This is a genomic window from Pseudomonas sp. GNP013, assembly GCF_054343995.1.
On sequence record NZ_JBTGUT010000001.1, the window covers coordinates 1,796,694 to 1,813,249 of the forward strand.

General features: G+C 61.6%; 15 protein-coding genes and 1 pseudogene. 13 read left to right on the forward strand and 3 right to left on the reverse strand.

Annotated features, from left to right (window positions below):
- Nucleotides 1–93: 93 nt before the first annotated feature.
- A complete protein-coding gene (locus ACXX81_RS08110; protein WP_458571473.1) occupies nucleotides 94–990 on the reverse strand; it encodes a MurR/RpiR family transcriptional regulator in 897 nt (298 codons plus the stop codon).
- Nucleotides 991–1,273: 283 nt separating this feature from the next.
- Here ACXX81_RS08110 and ACXX81_RS08115 point away from each other — a divergent pair, with 283 nt between their 5' ends.
- The 13 genes and pseudogenes from ACXX81_RS08115 (at nucleotide 1,274) to ACXX81_RS08175 (ending at nucleotide 15,932) form a co-directional block, all read left to right on the forward strand.
- A complete protein-coding gene (locus tag ACXX81_RS08115; protein WP_458571474.1) occupies nucleotides 1,274–3,211 on the forward strand; it encodes a bifunctional 5-dehydro-2-deoxygluconokinase/5-dehydro-2-deoxyphosphogluconate aldolase in 1,938 nt (645 codons plus the stop codon).
- Nucleotides 3,212–3,295: 84 nt separating this feature from the next.
- Nucleotides 3,296–4,189 carry a myo-inosose-2 dehydratase gene (iolE, locus tag ACXX81_RS08120; protein ID WP_231422965.1) on the forward strand — a complete coding sequence of 298 codons (894 nt, stop codon included), beginning with the start codon at nucleotides 3,296–3,298 and terminating at the stop codon, nucleotides 4,187–4,189.
- On the forward strand, nucleotides 4,186–4,974 hold the full coding sequence (iolB, locus tag ACXX81_RS08125) for a 5-deoxy-glucuronate isomerase (protein WP_209982690.1): 789 nt from the start codon (nucleotides 4,186–4,188) through the stop codon (nucleotides 4,972–4,974). Before iolE ends, iolB begins: the two co-directional genes overlap by 4 nt.
- A 71-nt stretch (nucleotides 4,975–5,045) precedes the next feature.
- Nucleotides 5,046–5,354: pseudogene (locus tag ACXX81_RS08130) on the forward strand (TIM barrel protein); the annotation flags it as partial.
- Nucleotides 5,355–5,394: 40 nt separating this feature from the next.
- Nucleotides 5,395–7,326: a 3D-(3,5/4)-trihydroxycyclohexane-1,2-dione acylhydrolase (decyclizing) gene (gene iolD, locus ACXX81_RS08135; protein ID WP_458571475.1), complete on the forward strand. Its 1,932-nt coding sequence runs from the start codon at nucleotides 5,395–5,397 to the stop codon at nucleotides 7,324–7,326.
- Nucleotides 7,327–7,345: 19 nt separating this feature from the next.
- Complete coding sequence (gene iolG, locus ACXX81_RS08140; protein WP_458571476.1) at nucleotides 7,346–8,356, forward strand: bifunctional inositol 2-dehydrogenase/D-chiro-inositol 1-dehydrogenase; 1,011 nt, start codon at nucleotides 7,346–7,348, stop codon at nucleotides 8,354–8,356.
- A gap of 90 nt (nucleotides 8,357–8,446) precedes the next feature.
- Nucleotides 8,447–9,475: a Gfo/Idh/MocA family protein gene (locus ACXX81_RS08145; protein WP_458571477.1), complete on the forward strand. Its 1,029-nt coding sequence runs from the start codon at nucleotides 8,447–8,449 to the stop codon at nucleotides 9,473–9,475.
- A gap of 128 nt (nucleotides 9,476–9,603) precedes the next feature.
- Nucleotides 9,604–9,780, forward strand: coding sequence for a hypothetical protein (locus tag ACXX81_RS08150; protein ID WP_209982683.1), 177 nt, complete (start codon nucleotides 9,604–9,606; stop codon nucleotides 9,778–9,780).
- Between the two features lie 49 nt (nucleotides 9,781–9,829).
- Nucleotides 9,830–10,765 carry a sugar ABC transporter substrate-binding protein gene (locus ACXX81_RS08155; protein WP_209982681.1) on the forward strand — a complete coding sequence of 312 codons (936 nt, stop codon included), beginning with the start codon at nucleotides 9,830–9,832 and terminating at the stop codon, nucleotides 10,763–10,765.
- Between the two features lie 63 nt (nucleotides 10,766–10,828).
- On the forward strand, nucleotides 10,829–12,382 hold the full coding sequence (locus tag ACXX81_RS08160) for a sugar ABC transporter ATP-binding protein (RefSeq protein WP_209982679.1): 1,554 nt from the start codon (nucleotides 10,829–10,831) through the stop codon (nucleotides 12,380–12,382).
- Nucleotides 12,383–12,407: 25 nt separating this feature from the next.
- Nucleotides 12,408–13,430 (forward strand): ABC transporter permease, encoded by a 1,023-nt coding sequence (locus tag ACXX81_RS08165; protein ID WP_058411640.1) that lies wholly within the window; start codon nucleotides 12,408–12,410, stop codon nucleotides 13,428–13,430.
- A 329-nt stretch (nucleotides 13,431–13,759) separates the two neighbouring features.
- Nucleotides 13,760–14,164, forward strand: a complete 405-nt coding sequence (locus ACXX81_RS08170) for a TraR/DksA family transcriptional regulator (RefSeq protein ID WP_003191666.1) — start codon at nucleotides 13,760–13,762, stop codon at nucleotides 14,162–14,164.
- A 541-nt stretch (nucleotides 14,165–14,705) separates the two neighbouring features.
- A complete protein-coding gene (locus tag ACXX81_RS08175; RefSeq protein WP_458572571.1) occupies nucleotides 14,706–15,932 on the forward strand; it encodes a methyl-accepting chemotaxis protein in 1,227 nt (408 codons plus the stop codon).
- A 33-nt stretch (nucleotides 15,933–15,965) separates the two neighbouring features.
- On the opposite strand, the gene ACXX81_RS08180 is transcribed toward ACXX81_RS08175, so the two are convergent.
- Both ACXX81_RS08180 and ACXX81_RS08185 read right to left on the reverse strand, forming a co-directional pair.
- A complete protein-coding gene (locus ACXX81_RS08180; protein WP_209982677.1) occupies nucleotides 15,966–16,208 on the reverse strand; it encodes a DUF2789 domain-containing protein in 243 nt (80 codons plus the stop codon).
- A 70-nt stretch (nucleotides 16,209–16,278) separates the two neighbouring features.
- Nucleotides 16,279–16,509 (reverse strand): hypothetical protein, encoded by a 231-nt coding sequence (locus ACXX81_RS08185; RefSeq protein WP_209982675.1) that lies wholly within the window; start codon nucleotides 16,507–16,509, stop codon nucleotides 16,279–16,281.
- Nucleotides 16,510–16,556: the final 47 nt, after the last annotated feature.

Below are 16,556 nucleotides of genomic sequence, written 5' to 3' on the forward strand. Positions count from 1 at the left end.
TCCCGATAGCGGTATGTCAGCTGGCCTGTTCAGCACTGACACACGCTATCGGGAGCAAGCCCCCTCCCACATTTTGTTTTGCAGGGTGTCAGGTCAGTCGTCGAAACCCACTTGCTCGTGAATCTCGTCCACTTTCAATTCGAGGCGGTAAGCCACGGCGATGAACAAGGCCTGGCACAGGCACAATGTTGCGCTCAATGAGCGGAACGCAAAGGATGATCCCTCGTTGACCAGCAGCACCGCATTCGCGCGCTTGGCCAGGGGCGAGAGGTTGCTGTCGGTAATGATCAGCGTCCTGGCCTGATGGTGCTGGGCGATGCGCAGGCAGTGCTGGGTCTCTTTGCCGTAGGGCGTAAAGCTGATGGCGATCACCAGGTCATTGGCGCGCACGCTGCGCATCTGCTCGCGGTAGCTGCCGCCCAGGCCCGAGACCAGGTGGATGCGTTTATTGGTGTGCTGCAGGTTGTAGACCAGGTAGTCGGCCACCGCAAACGAACGGCGCACGCCCACCACATAGATGTTGTCGGCGTTGACCACCAGGTCCACGGCCTTGTCGAACGCCACGTCATCCAGCTCCAGCCCCAGCCGCTCGATGCCCGATAACGTGGCATTCACGCACTCACGCGCCAGGTCGCCGCCGCTGGCCTTCTGCGACTTGTTGGCGATCATGCTGCGAATGCGCTGCTGGTAGTTCTGCACGGGCGTGGTCTTGTGCGTATACGCCTCGCGAAACAGCGTCTGCATCTCACTGAACCCGCTGAAGCCGAAGCGCTGCGAAAAACGCACGATGGCCGAAGGGTGCACTTCACATTCGCGGGCAATGTCGCTGATGCGGTCGACCATGATCCGGTCGCTCTGCTGGCTCATGTAGCTGGCGATGCGCTTGAGCTGGCGAGGCAGGCTCTCGTATTCATCGGTGATCAGCTGCAACAAACGTTCGGCATTGAGCGGGGCGCTGGCGAGAGCGTCTTGTGAAGGGGTCTCGGACATGGGCAATCCTTCTGGCGTGTCGGTCTGGTGCGCTGGGCGGTGGCGCCAGTCTACAGGGTAGGCGCAAAAAAATACCTCGGCATCACGGCCGGCGGGGCTGCTGAAACGATGCACTGCGGCTGGCGTGAAGCTATGCTGGCTTATTGGAAAAAATATTCCAATAAAAATAATTATGGAATAAATATTGATCGGTGTCGCCGGACGTTCTAGTCTGCTCCCACCAAGAGCGTTTGCCGTCGCCACGGCGGCACAACGCAGGCTGATAAAAATAACAGGAGCCAGCATGGGCCAGACTCGTTTTGCCAGTGGGCGTCAATTGGATCTGATTTGCCTCGGGCGCCTGGGCGTCGACCTCTATGCGCAGCAAGTGGGGGCGCGGCTTGAGGACGTCACCAGTTTCGCCAAATACCTCGGCGGGTCATCCGCCAATATCGCGTTCGGCACTGCACGCCTGGGGCTCAAGTCGGCGATGCTCAGCCGCGTCGGTGACGACCATATGGGCCGTTTTCTGGTGGAGTCCCTGAGCCGCGAAGGTTGCGATGTGAGCGGTATCAAGGTCGACCCGGAACGCCTCACCGCGCTGGTGCTGCTCGGGCTCAAGGACCGCGAAACCTTCCCCCTGGTGTTCTATCGCGAAAACTGCGCCGACATGGCCCTGCGCGCCGAGGACATCGACGAGGCCTTTATCGCTTCCAGCAAGGCGCTGCTGATCACCGGCACGCATTTCTCCACCGACAGCGTGTACAAGGCCAGCATCCAGGCGCTGGATTACGCGGCCCGGCACAACGTCAGGTGCGTGCTGGACATCGACTACCGTCCGGTGCTGTGGGGTCTGGCGGGCAAGGCCGACGGCGAGACGCGCTTTGTGGCCGACCAAAATGTCAGCCAGCACGTGCAGACCATCCTCCCGCGTTTCGACCTGATCGTCGGCACCGAAGAAGAATTCCTCATCGCCGGCGGCAGTGAAGACCTGCTTACCGCGCTGCGCACGGTGCGCGAGCTGACCCCGGCGACGCTGGTGGTCAAACTGGGCCCGCAAGGCTGCACGGTGATCCACGGCGCGATCCCGGCCCGCCTGGAAGACGGCGCGATTTACCCCGGTGTGCGCGTGGAAGTGCTCAATGTGCTGGGGGCCGGCGATGCGTTCATGTCGGGCTTTTTAAGTGGCTGGATCAATGACGCCAGTGACGAGCGTTGCAGCCAGCTGGCCAACGCCTGTGGTGGCCTGGTGGTGTCGCGTCACGCCTGTGCCCCGGCGATGCCAACGCGCGCCGAACTGGATTACCTGTTCAGCAGCCCGGTGCCCATCACCCGGCCGGATCAGGACGAAACCCTGCAACGCCTGCACCGGGTCACGGTGCCGCGCAAAACCTGGAAGCAGCTGTTTGTGTTTGCCTTTGACCATCGCTGGCAACTGGTGGAGCTTGCGCAAAAAGGTGGCCAGGACCTGACCCGCATCAGCGACATCAAGCGGCTGTTTATCCAGGCCATCGAACGCGTGGAGCACAAGCTGCGCGAGCAGGGCGTCGAGGCCGATGTGGGCCTGCTGGCCGACCAGCGTTTCGGCCAGGACGCGCTCAACGCTGCCAGCGGTCGCGGCTGGTGGATTGCGCGCCCGGTGGAAGTGCAGAACTCACGGCCGCTGGCGTTTGAACACGGTCGCTCGATTGGCAGCAACCTGATCGCCTGGCCCCACGAACAGATCATCAAGTGCCTGGTGCAGTTTCACCCGGATGACGAGCCTCTGCTGCGCCTGGAACAGGAAGCGCAACTCAGGGCGGTGTACGACGCATCGCTGGTCAGCGGCCATGAACTGCTGCTGGAAGTCATCCCGCCCAAGGATCACCCGTCGCCGCACCCGGATGTGCTCTACCGCAGCCTCAAACGGTTGTACAACCTGGGCATCTACCCGGCGTGGTGGAAGATCGAGGCGCAGTCGGCCGAGGCGTGGACAAAGCTCGATGAGCTGATCCTTGAGCGCGACCCGTATTGCCGTGGCGTGGTATTGCTGGGCCTGAATGCGTCCGCTGAATGCCTGGCGGAGGGCTTTCAACACGCCAGCCACAGCACCACCTGCCGGGGTTTTGCGGTGGGCCGCACGATCTTCCAGGAGCCAAGCCGCGCGTGGATGGCGGGGGAGATCGATGACGACCTGCTGGTTGAGCAAGTGCAGAAGACCTTTGAACAGCTCATCAACGCCTGGCGCAGCGCTCGACATTAAACGCGATCCACTGTGGGAGGAGGCGAGCCCCCTCCCACATAAAGCAGATCTCAGTGATACCTGAAAACAATAAAAGGTGCAGCCATGCCCGCAATCCGAATTGGCATCAACCCGATCTCCTGGAGCAACGACGACCTGCCGGCCCTGGGCGGTGAAACGCCGCTGAGCACCGCGCTGAGCGAAGGCCAGGCCATCGGCTACGAAGGGTTTGAACTCAACGGCAAGTTCCCCAAAGACGCCCAGGGCGTCGCCGATGTGCTGCGCCCCTATGAGCTGGCGCTGGTCTCCGGCTGGTACTCCAGCCGTCTGGCGCGCCGCTCGGTGGCCGAAGAAATCGAGGCGATTGGCGGCCACGTTCAATTGCTCAAACACAACGGTGCCAAGGTACTGGTGTATGGCGAAGTTGCCGATTCCATCCAGGGTTCGCGCATTCGCCTGATCGAACGCCCGCGTTTTCACAGCGAACAGGCCTGGCAGGACTACGCCGACAAGCTCACGGAGCTGGCGCGCTTTACCCTGTCCCAGGGCGTGCGCCTGGCCTACCACCACCATATGGGCGCCTACGTCGAGTCCCCGCAGGACATCGACCAGTTGATGCAGCGCACCGGTCCCGAAGTCGGCCTGCTGTTCGATTCGGGCCATTGCTACATGGGCGGCGGCGAACCGCTTGAAGTGCTGCGCAAACACATCGACCGCGTTTGCCACGTGCATTTCAAGGACGTGCGCAAGCCGGTGGTGCAACTGGCACGCAACCAGATGTGGAGCTTCCCCGACTGCATCGTCAACGGCACCTTCACCGTGCCTGGCGATGGCGACATCAACTTTGCCGAACTGCTCGATGTATTGCTGGCGGCCCGATACGAGGGCTGGCTGGTGGTGGAAGCCGAGCAGGACCCTGCCGTGGCGCCCAGCTATGTCTATGCGAAAAAAGGCTATGACACCTTGCGCGCGCTGCTCGATGAGAGGACCCAACCATGAGCCTGTTGGTTAAAAGCAGCAAACGCGGACACACCATGGTCGCCCTGGAAGAAGGGCGCCTGGCGTACGTGGGCTTCAGTGCATACCGCCTGAGCCTGGGCGAAACCCTGCCGGTCAGCGCCGGCGACAAAGAGCTGTGCCTGGTGCTGCTCAGTGGCCGGGTGACTATTCAAGGCGAAGGTTTCGACTGGCAGAACCTCGGTGATCGCCACTCGGTGTTCGAGGACAAATCGCCGTTTGCCGCCTACCTGCCGCCGGGCACCGATGCCCAGGTGACCGCCTTGAGCGATGTACAAATCGCCGTGTGCGCCGCCCCCGGCGCCGCAGGTTTCGAGCCGCGCCTGATCCGCCCCGAAGACTGCAAACGCAGCGTGCGCGGCAAGGGCGCCAACACCCGTTATGTGTGCGATATCCTGCCCGACAGCGAGCCGGCCCACTCGCTGCTGGTGGTAGAGGTGCGCACGCCGTCCGGGCACTCGTCGAGCTACCCGCCGCACAAGCACGACACCGATGACCTGCCGCACCAGAGCTTTCTGGAAGAGACCTACTACCACCAGATCAACCCGCCCCAGGGCTACGTGTTCCAGCGTGTCTACACCGACGATCGCAGCATCGATCAGGCCATGGCTGTGGAAAACAGCGACCTGGTGGTGGTGCCCAAGGGGTATCACCCGGTCAGCGTGCCGTACGGCTACGAGTCCTATTACCTGAACGTGATGGCCGGGCCCAAGCGCGCCTGGCATTTCCACAATGACCCGCAGCACAGTTGGCTGCTGGACCTTTAAGCTGTTTTGGACGGGGAACAACAATGAAATCGCCGTTACGTTTCGCCCTCAACCGCATGGTTGCGCCGCACCTGGTGCATGACACCTTCCACCATCACCTGGCCGGCGAGCAGGCGTTCTTCGCGCCACTCACCGGGCTGGTGCATATCTGCGGCGTGGAAGATGCCGATGCGCCGCTCAATTCGATCCGCGACGGCCACCGCGTACGGGTGGGCGAGGGCGATATCCTCGGCAATGCGGCGCAGATCGACAGCTTGCTCGGCAGCGGCTACAGGGGCTATCTGTCGTTCGAACCATTTGCCGAAAGCGTGCATTGGATGGCGGATATTCAGCAGGCGTTGGGAGCAGGCATGACCCTGTTGCAAAAGTCCCGGGCATAACCGAGCCCCAATGGATCTGAATTGACACAAGGTGCAAGTGATGACCACCACCCGATTGACCATGGCCCAGGCCCTGGTGAAATTTCTGGATAACCAGTACATCGAAGTCGATGGCGTACAGAGCAAATTCGTCGCCGGGGTATTCACTATTTTCGGCCACGGCAATGTGCTGGGCCTGGGCCAGGCGCTCGAGCAGGACAGCGGCGACCTGGTGGTGCATCAAGGCCGCAACGAGCAGGGCATGGCCCATGCCGCCATCGGGTTCGCCAAGCAGCACCTGCGCCGCAAAATCTATGCGTGCACCGCGTCCGTCGGCCCGGGTGCGGCGAATATGCTCACCGCTGCGGCGACCGCCACCGCCAACCGTATTCCGTTGCTGCTGTTGCCCGGCGATGTCTACGCCAGCCGCCAGCCCGACCCGGTGTTGCAGCAGATCGAGCAGTTCCACGACCTGAGCATCAGCACCAACGATGCGTTCCGCTCGGTGAGCAAATACTGGGACCGCATCAACCGTCCCGAGCAGTTGATGAGCGCCGCGATCCACGCCATGCGCGTGCTGACCGACCCCGCTGAAACCGGCGCCGTGACTCTGGCATTGCCGCAGGACGTGCAGGCTGAAGCCTGGGATTATCCGGATTATTTCCTGCAAAAGCGCGTGCACCGCATCGAGCGTCGTGCGCCCACTGCCGCGATGATCGGCGATGCATTGGCGGTGTTCCGGGGCAAGCGCAAGCCGCTGATCATCTGTGGCGGCGGGGTGAAGTACGCCGGCGCGAATGCGGCGCTGCAAGCCTTTGCCGAGCGTTTTGACATTCCCTTCGCCGAGACCCAGGCGGGCAAGAGCGCCGTGCTGTCCAGCCATGCGCTCAATGTGGGCGGTATCGGCGAAACCGGCTGCCTGGCGGCCAACCTGCTGGCGCCGGAGGCGGACCTGATCATTGGCGTCGGCACCCGTTATAGCGACTTCACCACGTCGTCCAAGTCTCTGTTCAAACACCCCGAGGTGAGGTTTCTGAACCTCAATATCAGCCCGTGCGACGCGTTGAAGCTGGACGGTGTGCAGGTGCTGGCGGACGCCAGGGTGGCCCTCGAAGCACTGGCCGATGCGCTCGGCGACTACCGCGCGGGCTGGGGCGAACAGGTGAGCGACGCGAAGGCGCAACTGGAGGCCGAGCTGGATCGCGTGCACAACGTGCAGTACCACGGCGATGATTTCGTGCCCGAGGTCGACGACCCGCTGGACCGCGCGGTACTGCGCGAATTCATCGAGCTCACCGGCTCCTGCCTCACCCAGAGCCGCGTTCTTGGCGTGCTTAATGAAAGCCTGGCCGACGACGCCATTATCGTCGCCGCCGCCGGCAGCCTGCCGGGTGATTTGCAGCGGGCCTGGCGCAGCAAGGGCGTCAACACCTACCACGTCGAATACGGTTATTCGTGCATGGGCTACGAGATCAATGCGGCCCTCGGCGTGAAGCTCGCCGAACCGCAGAAGGAGGTGTATGCGCTGGTTGGCGACGGCTCCTACATGATGCTGCATTCGGAACTGGCCACCTCGATCCAGGAGCGGCGCAAGATTAACGTGGTGCTGCTGGACAACATGGCCTTCGGTTGCATCAACAACCTGCAGATCGGCAACGGCATGGACAGCTTTGGCACCGAATTCCGCTACCGCAACCCCGAGACCGGCAAGCTCGACGGCGGCCTGGTGCCGGTTGATTTCGCCATGAGCGCGGCGGCCTATGGCTGCAAGACCTACAAGGTCAGCAACGTGGAACAGCTGCGAGCGGCCCTGGCTGATGCGCGCACGCAAAGCGTCTCGACCCTGATCGATATCAAGGTGCTGCCCAAGACCATGGTCCACGGCTACCTGTCGTGGTGGCGGGTGGGGGTGGCGCAGGTGTCCACCAGCGAGCGCACCCGTGCAGCCGCCGCAAAACTCAATGAACAGTTGGCCAAGGCCAGGCAGTACTAACAACAAGAGGAGTGTTTGCATGTCTTTGAAGCTTGGAGTGATCGGCACGGGCGCCATTGGCCGAGACCATATTCGTCGGTGCAGCCAGACGTTGCTCAACAGCCAGGTCGTGGCGGTGACGGACATCAACCTTGAACAGGCCGCCCGTGTGGTTGCCGAGTTGCAGCTGGATGCCGAGGTGTACCCGGACGGCCATGCGCTGATCCATTCGCCGCAGGTCGAGGCGGTTCTGGTGACGTCCTGGGGGCCGAGCCACCAGGCGTTTGTGCTCGCCGCCATCGCTGCCGGCAAGCCGGTGTTCTGCGAAAAACCCCTGGCCGTGACGGCCGAAGGTTGCCGGGCGATCGTCGATGCCGAAGTGGCCCACGGCAAGCGTCTGGTGCAAGTGGGCTTCATGCGCCCCTACGACGCTGGTTATCGAGCCCTCAAGGCGGTGATCGACAGCGGCCAGATTGGCGAGCCCTTGATGCTGCACTGCGCGCATCGCAACCCCAGGGTGGGCGACAACTACAAGACTGACATGGCAATTACCGACACGTTGATCCACGAGCTGGATGTGCTGCGCTGGCTGCTCGACGACGACTACGTCTCGGTGCAAGTGGTGTTCCCGCGCAAGAGCAGCAAGGCCCTGGCCCATCTGCGCGATCCACAGATCGTGCTGCTGGAGACCGCCAAAGGCACGCGCATTGACGTGGAGGTGTTTGTGAACTGCCAGTACGGCTACGACATCCAGTGCGAAGTGGTGGGGGAGACCGGTATCGCCAAATTGCCGGAACCGTCCCAGGTGCAATTGCGCAGTGAGGCGAAGCTGTCCAACGCCATTTTGATGGACTGGAAAGACCGTTTTGTCGGCGCCTATGACGTCGAATTGCAGGCGTTTATCGACAGCGTGCGCGCCGGCCAGGTCGGCGGGCCGTCGGCGTGGGACGGCTTTGCAGCGGCCGTGGCGGCGGACGCGTGCATCGAGGCGCAAAACAGCGAGCAGATTGTGAAAGTCAGCCTGCCGCAGCGTCCGGGTTTTTATAACTGAACCTCTGCAGATGCGCGATCAAACAGGTGGGAGGAAGTTCGCTTGCTCCCCCCTGGATTGGCCTTGCCTCTCAATAAAGGAACACGCGTTATGCGAATCGGACTTGTCGGCTACGGCCACGGAGGGCGTTTTTTTCATGCGCCGCTGATTGCAACATTGCCGGGCGCGACGTTTGTGGGCGTGGTCACACGATCAATCGAACGCCGCGAGCAACTGGCAACCGATCACCCGGGTATCCCGGCATTCGACGCCATCGGCCAGATCGTCGAAGCCGGCGTTGATGCGCTGGTTATCTCCACCACGCTCAAAGGCCGCCCGGCCCTGGTGCTGGAAGCCATCGAGCACGGCGTGGCGGTGGTCAGTGACAAACCCTTCGCCAGCAACGCCGAACAGGCCCAGGCGCTGATCACGGCCGCCGAGCGGCATGACGTCTTGCTGAGCGTCTACCAGAACCGCCGTTGGGACTCCGATTACCTGACCGTGCGCAAGCTGATTGACGCCGGCGCACTGGGCACCATTACGCGCTTTGAATCCTGTGTGGAGCGCTACAGTCCGCAGGGCGTCGGCAATGCCAGTGGCGGCGGCTGGCTACGTGACCTCGGCAGCCATCTGGTGGACCAGGCGCTGCAACTGTTCGGCCCGGTGGACCAGGTATTTGCGCAATTGCATTACACCGCCGAACACCCCAGCGTTGACCATGGTTTCTTCGTGTCGCTGACCCATGCCAACGGCGTCATTTCGCACTTGCGGGGCAATGGTCTGCAAAACAGCCCGGCTTCGCGTTTTCGCGTGAGCGGCACCCTCGGGTGCTACACCGTGGAAGGCCTGGACGGCCAGGAAGCGGCACTGATGGCCGGCAAGTCGCCGAAAACCGAAGGCGAGCATTGGGGGGCGGAAGAGCATCGCCGCTGGGGCTGGTTTGAACAAGGCGAGCAGCGCGAACGGGTGCCCACCGAAAAAGGCTGCTGGACGCACTTCTACAGCCAGTTGCAGCGTGCTGTGAAAGGGCAGGGGCCCTTGCCGGTAAACGCCTATGACGCGCTGGAAACCACCCGTATATTGGACGCCGCACGCCTGAGTGCGGAGCGTCAGCAAGTGGTTTCAACGAAAATGGAATAAAATTCTAAAATAGGTTGATATAGAAATTATTTTCCAATAAAGTCTTTTGCAGGTTGCATAAAGTACGTTCCGGACCTGATTCCGGCGACTCAACAAAAACAAGATCAAAAACAACCAGGTACCGTCAGATGAAAATCTTCAACGCCGTACTGCGAGTTTTACGCCTTTCTCACACGCCACGCGGCCTGCCCCGCGCCCGGCCTTTCTACTTCTCCTTTCTCAATGTGCTGTGCGTCGAAAACCACGGCGCGCTGGTGTGCTGCATTCCCGGCGCGCCGGTGGTTCGACTGCCCGCCGAGTCCTGATTAACGCAACGTCCAGAAAACCAACAATAAATGTGGAGACAGACCGTTCATGAAGACCCCGATCCGTTTTACCGCGCTGGCCTTGTCCCTGTGGCTGGCCAGCGGTATGGCCGCTGCCGCCGATATCAAGGTGGGCGTGAGCATGTCCGCCTTCGATGACACCTTCCTTACCTACCTGCGCGAAGACATGGACAAGCAGGCCAAGTCCTATCCCAAGGGTGACGGTGTGCAGCTGCAATTCGAAGACGCCCGCGCCGACGTGGTGAAGCAGCTGAGCCAGGTCGAGAATTTCATCAGCCAGAAGGTCGACGCGATCATCGTCAACCCGGTGGACACCGCATCGACCAAAAACATCATCAGCGCAGCCACCAAAGCGGGCATCCCGCTGGTGTTCGTCAACCGCCGCCCGGACCAGAAAGACCTGCCCAAGGGCGTGGTGGCCGTGACCTCCGATGACGTCGAGGCCGGCAAGCTGCAAATGCAATACATCGCCGAAAAACTCGGTGGCAAGGGCAAAATCGTGATCCTGCTGGGGGATCTTGCGAACAACTCCACGACCAACCGCACCAAGGGCGTGAAAGAGGTGCTGGCCAAGTACCCCGACATCAAGATCGAGCAGGAACAGACCGGTATCTGGCTGCGTGACAAGGGCATGACCCTGGTCAACGACTGGCTGACCCAGGGCCGCGAGTTCAACGCAGTGCTGGCCAACAACGATGAGATGGCCATCGGCGCGTCCATGGCGTTGAAATCTGCAGGCACCAAACCCGGCACAGTGCTGATTGCCGGCGTCGACGGAACCCCGGACGGGCTGAACGCGATCACCAAGGGTGACATGGCCGCCTCGGCGTTCCAGGACGCCAAGGGGCAGGCAGTGGGCTCGGTGGAAGCAGCGCGCAAGATGGCGAAGCAGGAGCCCGTCGAGCAGAACGTGATTATCCCGTTCAAGCTGATCACGCCGGACAACGTCAACGACTTCAAATAGCAGTGACATAACAACAATAAGCGGCAGGGCGGTCACGGCCGTCCTGCCGATGGAGTACTCCCCATGCTCGCTCAAGCGACTGCCTCGCAGCCCCCTGGTATCCAGCCACTGGCGCTGGACGAACCCTACCTGCTGGAAATCGTCAACATCAGCAAAGGCTTTCCCGGCGTCGTGGCCCTGGACGATGTGCAATTGCGCGTACGCCCGGGCTCGGTGCTGGCGCTGATGGGCGAGAACGGTGCCGGCAAGTCGACGTTGATGAAAATCATCGCCGGCATCTACCAGCCCGACGCCGGCGAAATCCGTCTGCGCGGCCAGCCGATCGTGTTTGAAACGCCGCTGGCCGCGCAGAAGGCGGGCATCGCGATGATCCATCAGGAACTCAACCTGATGCCGCACATGAGCATCGCCGAGAATATCTGGATCGGCCGTGAGCAGCTCAACAGCCTGCACATGGTCAACCACCGCGAAATGCACCGCTGCACCGCCGAGTTACTGGCGCGGCTGCGCATCAACCTGGACCCCGAGGAGCAGGTCGGCAACCTGAGCATCGCCGAGCGGCAGATGGTCGAGATTGCCAAGGCAGTGTCCTACGACTCCGACATCCTGATCATGGATGAACCGACCTCGGCGATTACCGAGAAGGAAGTCGCCCACCTGTTTTCGATCATTGCCGACCTCAAGTCCCAGGGCAAAGGCATTGTCTACATCACCCACAAGATGAACGAAGTGTTCGCCATCGCCGATGAAGTGGCGGTATTTCGTGACGGCCGCTACATCGGTTTGCAGCGCGCCGACAGCATGAACAGCGACAGCCTGATCTCGATGATGGTGGGCCGTGAGCTTAGCCAGCTGTTCCCGGTGCGCGAGACGCCGATTGGCGACTTGCTGCTGTCGGTGCGCGACCTGACGCTGGACGGCGTATTCAAAGGCGTGTCGTTTGACCTGCACGCCGGTGAGATCCTCGGTATCGCCGGGCTCATGGGCTCGGGCCGCACCAATGTGGCCGAAGCCATTTTCGGCATCACCCCCAGCACCAGCGGGCAGATCACCCTGGACGGCACGCCGGTGCGCATCAGCGACCCGCACATGGCCATCGAGAAGGGCTTTGCGCTGTTGACCGAGGATCGCAAGCTCAGCGGTCTGTTCCCGTGCCTGTCGGTGCTGGAAAACATGGAAATGGCCGTACTGCCGCACTATTCGGACAACGGTTTTATCCAGCAGAAAGCCTTGCGCGCGCTGTGCGAAGACATGTGCAAGAAGCTGCGGGTCAAAACCCCGTCGCTGGAGCAGTGCATCGACACCCTGTCCGGCGGTAATCAGCAGAAGGCTTTGCTGGCGCGCTGGCTGATGACCCATCCACGCTTGCTGATCCTGGATGAACCGACCCGTGGTATCGACGTGGGCGCCAAGGCCGAGATCTATCGCCTGATCTCGTTCCTCGCCAGCGAAGGCATGGCGGTGATCATGATTTCGTCGGAACTGCCCGAGGTGCTCGGCATGAGCGACCGGGTGATGGTGATGCACGAAGGCGACCTGATGGGCACGCTGGATCGCAGCGAGGCGACCCAGGAAAAAGTCATGCAACTGGCGTCGGGTATGACCACAGTCGACTGATTACAGAATAAGAAGGTGATTGGCTATGAACGCAATAACGGACAACAAGCCGGCTACGGCGCCGGTCAAGCAGCGTCGGCGCTTGCCCACCGAACTGAGCATTTTTCTGGTGTTGATCGGCATCGGCCTGGTGTTTGAGCTGTTCGGCTGGATCGTGCGGGACCAGAGCTTTTTGATGAACTCCCAGCGCCTGGTGCTGATGATATTGCAGGTGTCGATCATTGGTTTGCTGGCTATCGGGGTGACCCAGGTGATCATCACCACCGGCATCGACCTGTCGTCGGGCTCGGTGCTGGCGCTGTCGGCAATGATTGCCGCCAGCCTGGCGCAGACCTCGGACTTTTCCCGCGCGGTGTTTCCATCGCTCACCGACCTGCCGGTGTGGATCCCGGTGGCGATGGGGCTCGGTGTGGGGCTGCTGGCCGGCGCGATCAACGGCAGCATCATTGCGGTGACCGGCATTCCGCCATTTATTGCGACGCTGGGCATGATGGTTTCGGCCCGTGGCCTGGCGCGCTACTACACCGAAGGACAGCCGGTGAGCATGCTGTCGGATTCCTACACCGCCATCGGCCATGGCGCCATGCCGGTGATCATCTTTCTGGTGGTGGCGGTGATCTTCCACATCGCCCTGCGCTACACCAAGTACGGCAAGTACACCTACGCCATCGGCGGCAACATGCAGGCCGCGCGCACGTCGGGCATCAACGTCAAGCGCCACCTGATCATCGTCTACAGCATCGCCGGCCTCCTCGCGGGCCTGGCCGGTGTGGTCGCCTCGGCACGTGCCGCCACCGGCCAGGCGGGCATGGGCATGTCCTATGAACTGGACGCCATTGCCGCTGCGGTGATCGGCGGCACCAGCCTTGCGGGCGGGGTAGGGCGCATCACCGGCACGGTGATAGGCGCGCTGATCCTCGGGGTGATGGCCAGCGGGTTCACCTTCGTGGGGGTGGATGCGTATATCCAGGACATCATCAAGGGGCTGATCATTGTGGTGGCGGTGGTGATTGACCAGTATCGCAACAAACGCAAGCTCAAGCGCTGAACGACAGGTTGCAAGCTGCAGGCTGAAGTGGAGCGCCTTGCAGCTTGTCGCTTGCAGCATGCGGCTTATAGCCGCTTTACGAACTTTCCTGCTATAAACGCACTCCGATAACCATTCGCCAAGCCCGTCCTGGTGCCTTTGGGGGTTAATCGGGAAAAAATGCCTGTCATTTCAGTTGCTGCGCCCTCAAGTCGGCCTTAGACTGCCGCCCCTCTTAAATTGAGTGCCGGGTGGCGCTTGGAATGGATGGCGCCTTTCCGAGACCAGCAGAGGTCGACCGGAACGCTCCCTTATTCGCCTTAATGCACGTATTTTTTATAGAGAAATCAATGACAAAGGAAAAGTTGCTGGCCATGCCGGCGGATGACTACATGAATGCCGAACAGCACGCTTTTTTCGAGAAGTTGCTGCAGGACATGAAAGTCGAGCACCACGAGCGCATTGAGCAGAACCGTATCGCCATTGAAAGCCTGGACACCCCGGCCGACCCGGCCGACGCCGCCTCCGTTGAAGAAGAGCGCACCTGGCTGGTCAATGCCATCGACCGCGACCAGCGCATGCTGCCGCAGTTGGAGCGCGCCCTGGAGCGTATCAAGGAAGATTCCTTTGGCTGGTGTGACGACAGCGGCGAGCCTATCGGCCTCAAGCGCCTGCTGATCAGCCCTACCACCAAATACTGCATCGAGGCCCAAGAGCGCCACGAGCAGATCGACAAGCATCAGCGCCAGGCCTGATGCGGTGAAGCTGGGGCGCCGTGCCTGCGGCCCCCCAGGGCAATCCCGTTACACCTCCTCTGTTGATGTGCTGCAAGCCCCCCACTAAAGGCCCATGGATAATGGCCCGATAGTGGCGTCTAATGCAGGCACAACAACGACAAGCAGTGGGGTAACGACGATGGCTGGAGATGGATCTCTGATAGGCATGGCAATGCCACCGCAAGCGGTGAGCAGGCTGCCCGTCTGGCTGATGCCGCTTATGCAGAGCGCCGCCATGGTGCTGGTGCTGCTGGGCCTGGCATTTGCCGGCCTGCCGCTGTACGTGTGCCTGCCACTGGCCTTGCTGGTGATCTGGCTGCCGCGCTTGAAAACCCGCACGCCTGCCGTGACCTCGATCAATACCGTCGATGCAATCGGCGAGTTGACGCGCGACCTTTCCCATACCACCAGCCATAACGCATTGTCAGCCGCAGGCGTGGCCTATTCGGTCAAGCAACTGGCGGCGCGCCTGCAATCCCAGCTGAGTGCGGCCAAACAGATCGTCAGCAGCGCTGAAGTGATGATCGGCACCGAACAGGTGACCGCCCAGCTCAGCCGCCAGGCCCTTGGCGCGGCCAGCCAGGCCCATCAGCGCAGCAGCGAGGGCCGCGAGGTGCTGGCCCAGTCCATCACGCGTATGCACCAGCTCAGCCAGCGCGCCAATGCCAGCCGTGAGCTGATCGAAGCGTTGAGCCAGCGCAGCGAAGAAATCCAGCGTGTGACCCTGGTAATCCAGTCCATCGCCAGCCAGACCAACCTGCTGGCCTTGAACGCCGCCATTGAAGCAGCACGGGCCGGCGAGCACGGACGCGGATTTGCGGTGGTAGCCGATGAAGTGCGGGGGCTGGCCGGGCGTACCGCCAAGGCCACCGACGAAGTCGGCGTGATGGTGGCGGATATCCAGCAGCGCACGGCCCAGGTGGTGGAGCAGATTCGCCAACTGTCGGCGGATTTGAACACCGGCGTCGCGCAGGTGGAGGAAGCGGGCGAACAGTTGGAGACCATCGCCAGCCTGGCGGCGGATGTGGAAGGGCAAGTCAACGAAATCGCCCAGGGCAGCGACACCAATCGCGCGCAGCTCGACAGCCTGTTCCATGCGGTGGAGCAGATGCGCAGTGACCTCACGGTGAGCGACCAGCAGACGCGCCAGTTGGCCGACGCCGCGGTGCAGATGGAAGGGCAGGCGGAGACCATCAGCGAGCGTTTGGCCGAGGTCGGTCTGGATGACTATCACCAGCGTGTCTACGACCTGGCCCGCGAGGGGGCCAACCGTATCGCCGAACAGTTCGAGGCGGATGTGCAGCAGGGCCGAATCAGCCTGGATGACCTGTTCGACCGCAGCTATACGTTGATACCCAATACCAGCCCGAGTAAATATCACACGCGTTTTGACGGGTACACCGACAAGGTGCTGCCGGCGATACAGGAAGCGTTGCTGCCGCGCCACGAGGGGCTGGTGTTTGCGATTGCCTGCACGCCGCAGGGCTACGTGCCGACGCATAACCAGGCATTTTCACAGGCGTTGACGGGAGATACCCAGGTGGACGCGGTGCAAAATCGCACCAAGCGCAAGTTCGAGGACCGCACCGGCATCCGCTGCGGCAGCCACCAGCAGGCGGTGTTATTGCAAACCTATACCCGCGATACGGGTGAATTGATGCACGACCTGTCGGTGCCGATCAGCGTCAAGGGCCGGCATTGGGGTGGCCTGCGCCTGGGCTATAAACCCGAGGCGGCCAAGGTTTAGTTCGCCGCCACGGTCATCTGGCTATGGGATGAGTCAAGCTTCCGGGGATTCATGCAGCAACGCATTCAGATCATCCACGGCCGGCGCCCATTCGGCGTCAACATGCAATTGTTCCTTGAGGAAGCTCGCCTGCTGCTCACTCCAGAACGGCGCATCGATCAGCTTTACGTCATTGGGCAGGCGGTGTTCTGCGGTGAAGCGCTCGATCCCTGCCTGGCTCGAATCCAGGCCCAGTTGATCGAACAGGGTTTCCAGCGTCGGGGTAGTAGTGTCCATCGGTTTCTCCATGCGGGCTGACCATCGTATGCATGGGAGACCTGTGGCGCGCCAGAGTTCGATCCGATTCTCAGGAGGTCAGGGCGCCTGAATCCACAGCGGCCTTGAGCGCCTGGGCTGACTCGCGGCCAGCAACCGCAGCTGTCTCGAATGTCTTGAACCAACGGTCTTTTTCCACCTGATGTGTGGTGACGGTGGTCAGCGGTGGTTTGGCGCGCATCACGATCACCGCCTGAAACTCACCCTCTATTTCCCGTGCATCGCCGTGGATGAAAAACTCGCCAATATCAAATTCCGTCACGTATTGCCTTCCCTTCAAGGTAACTGCACTGCTGAAACCGCACCCAC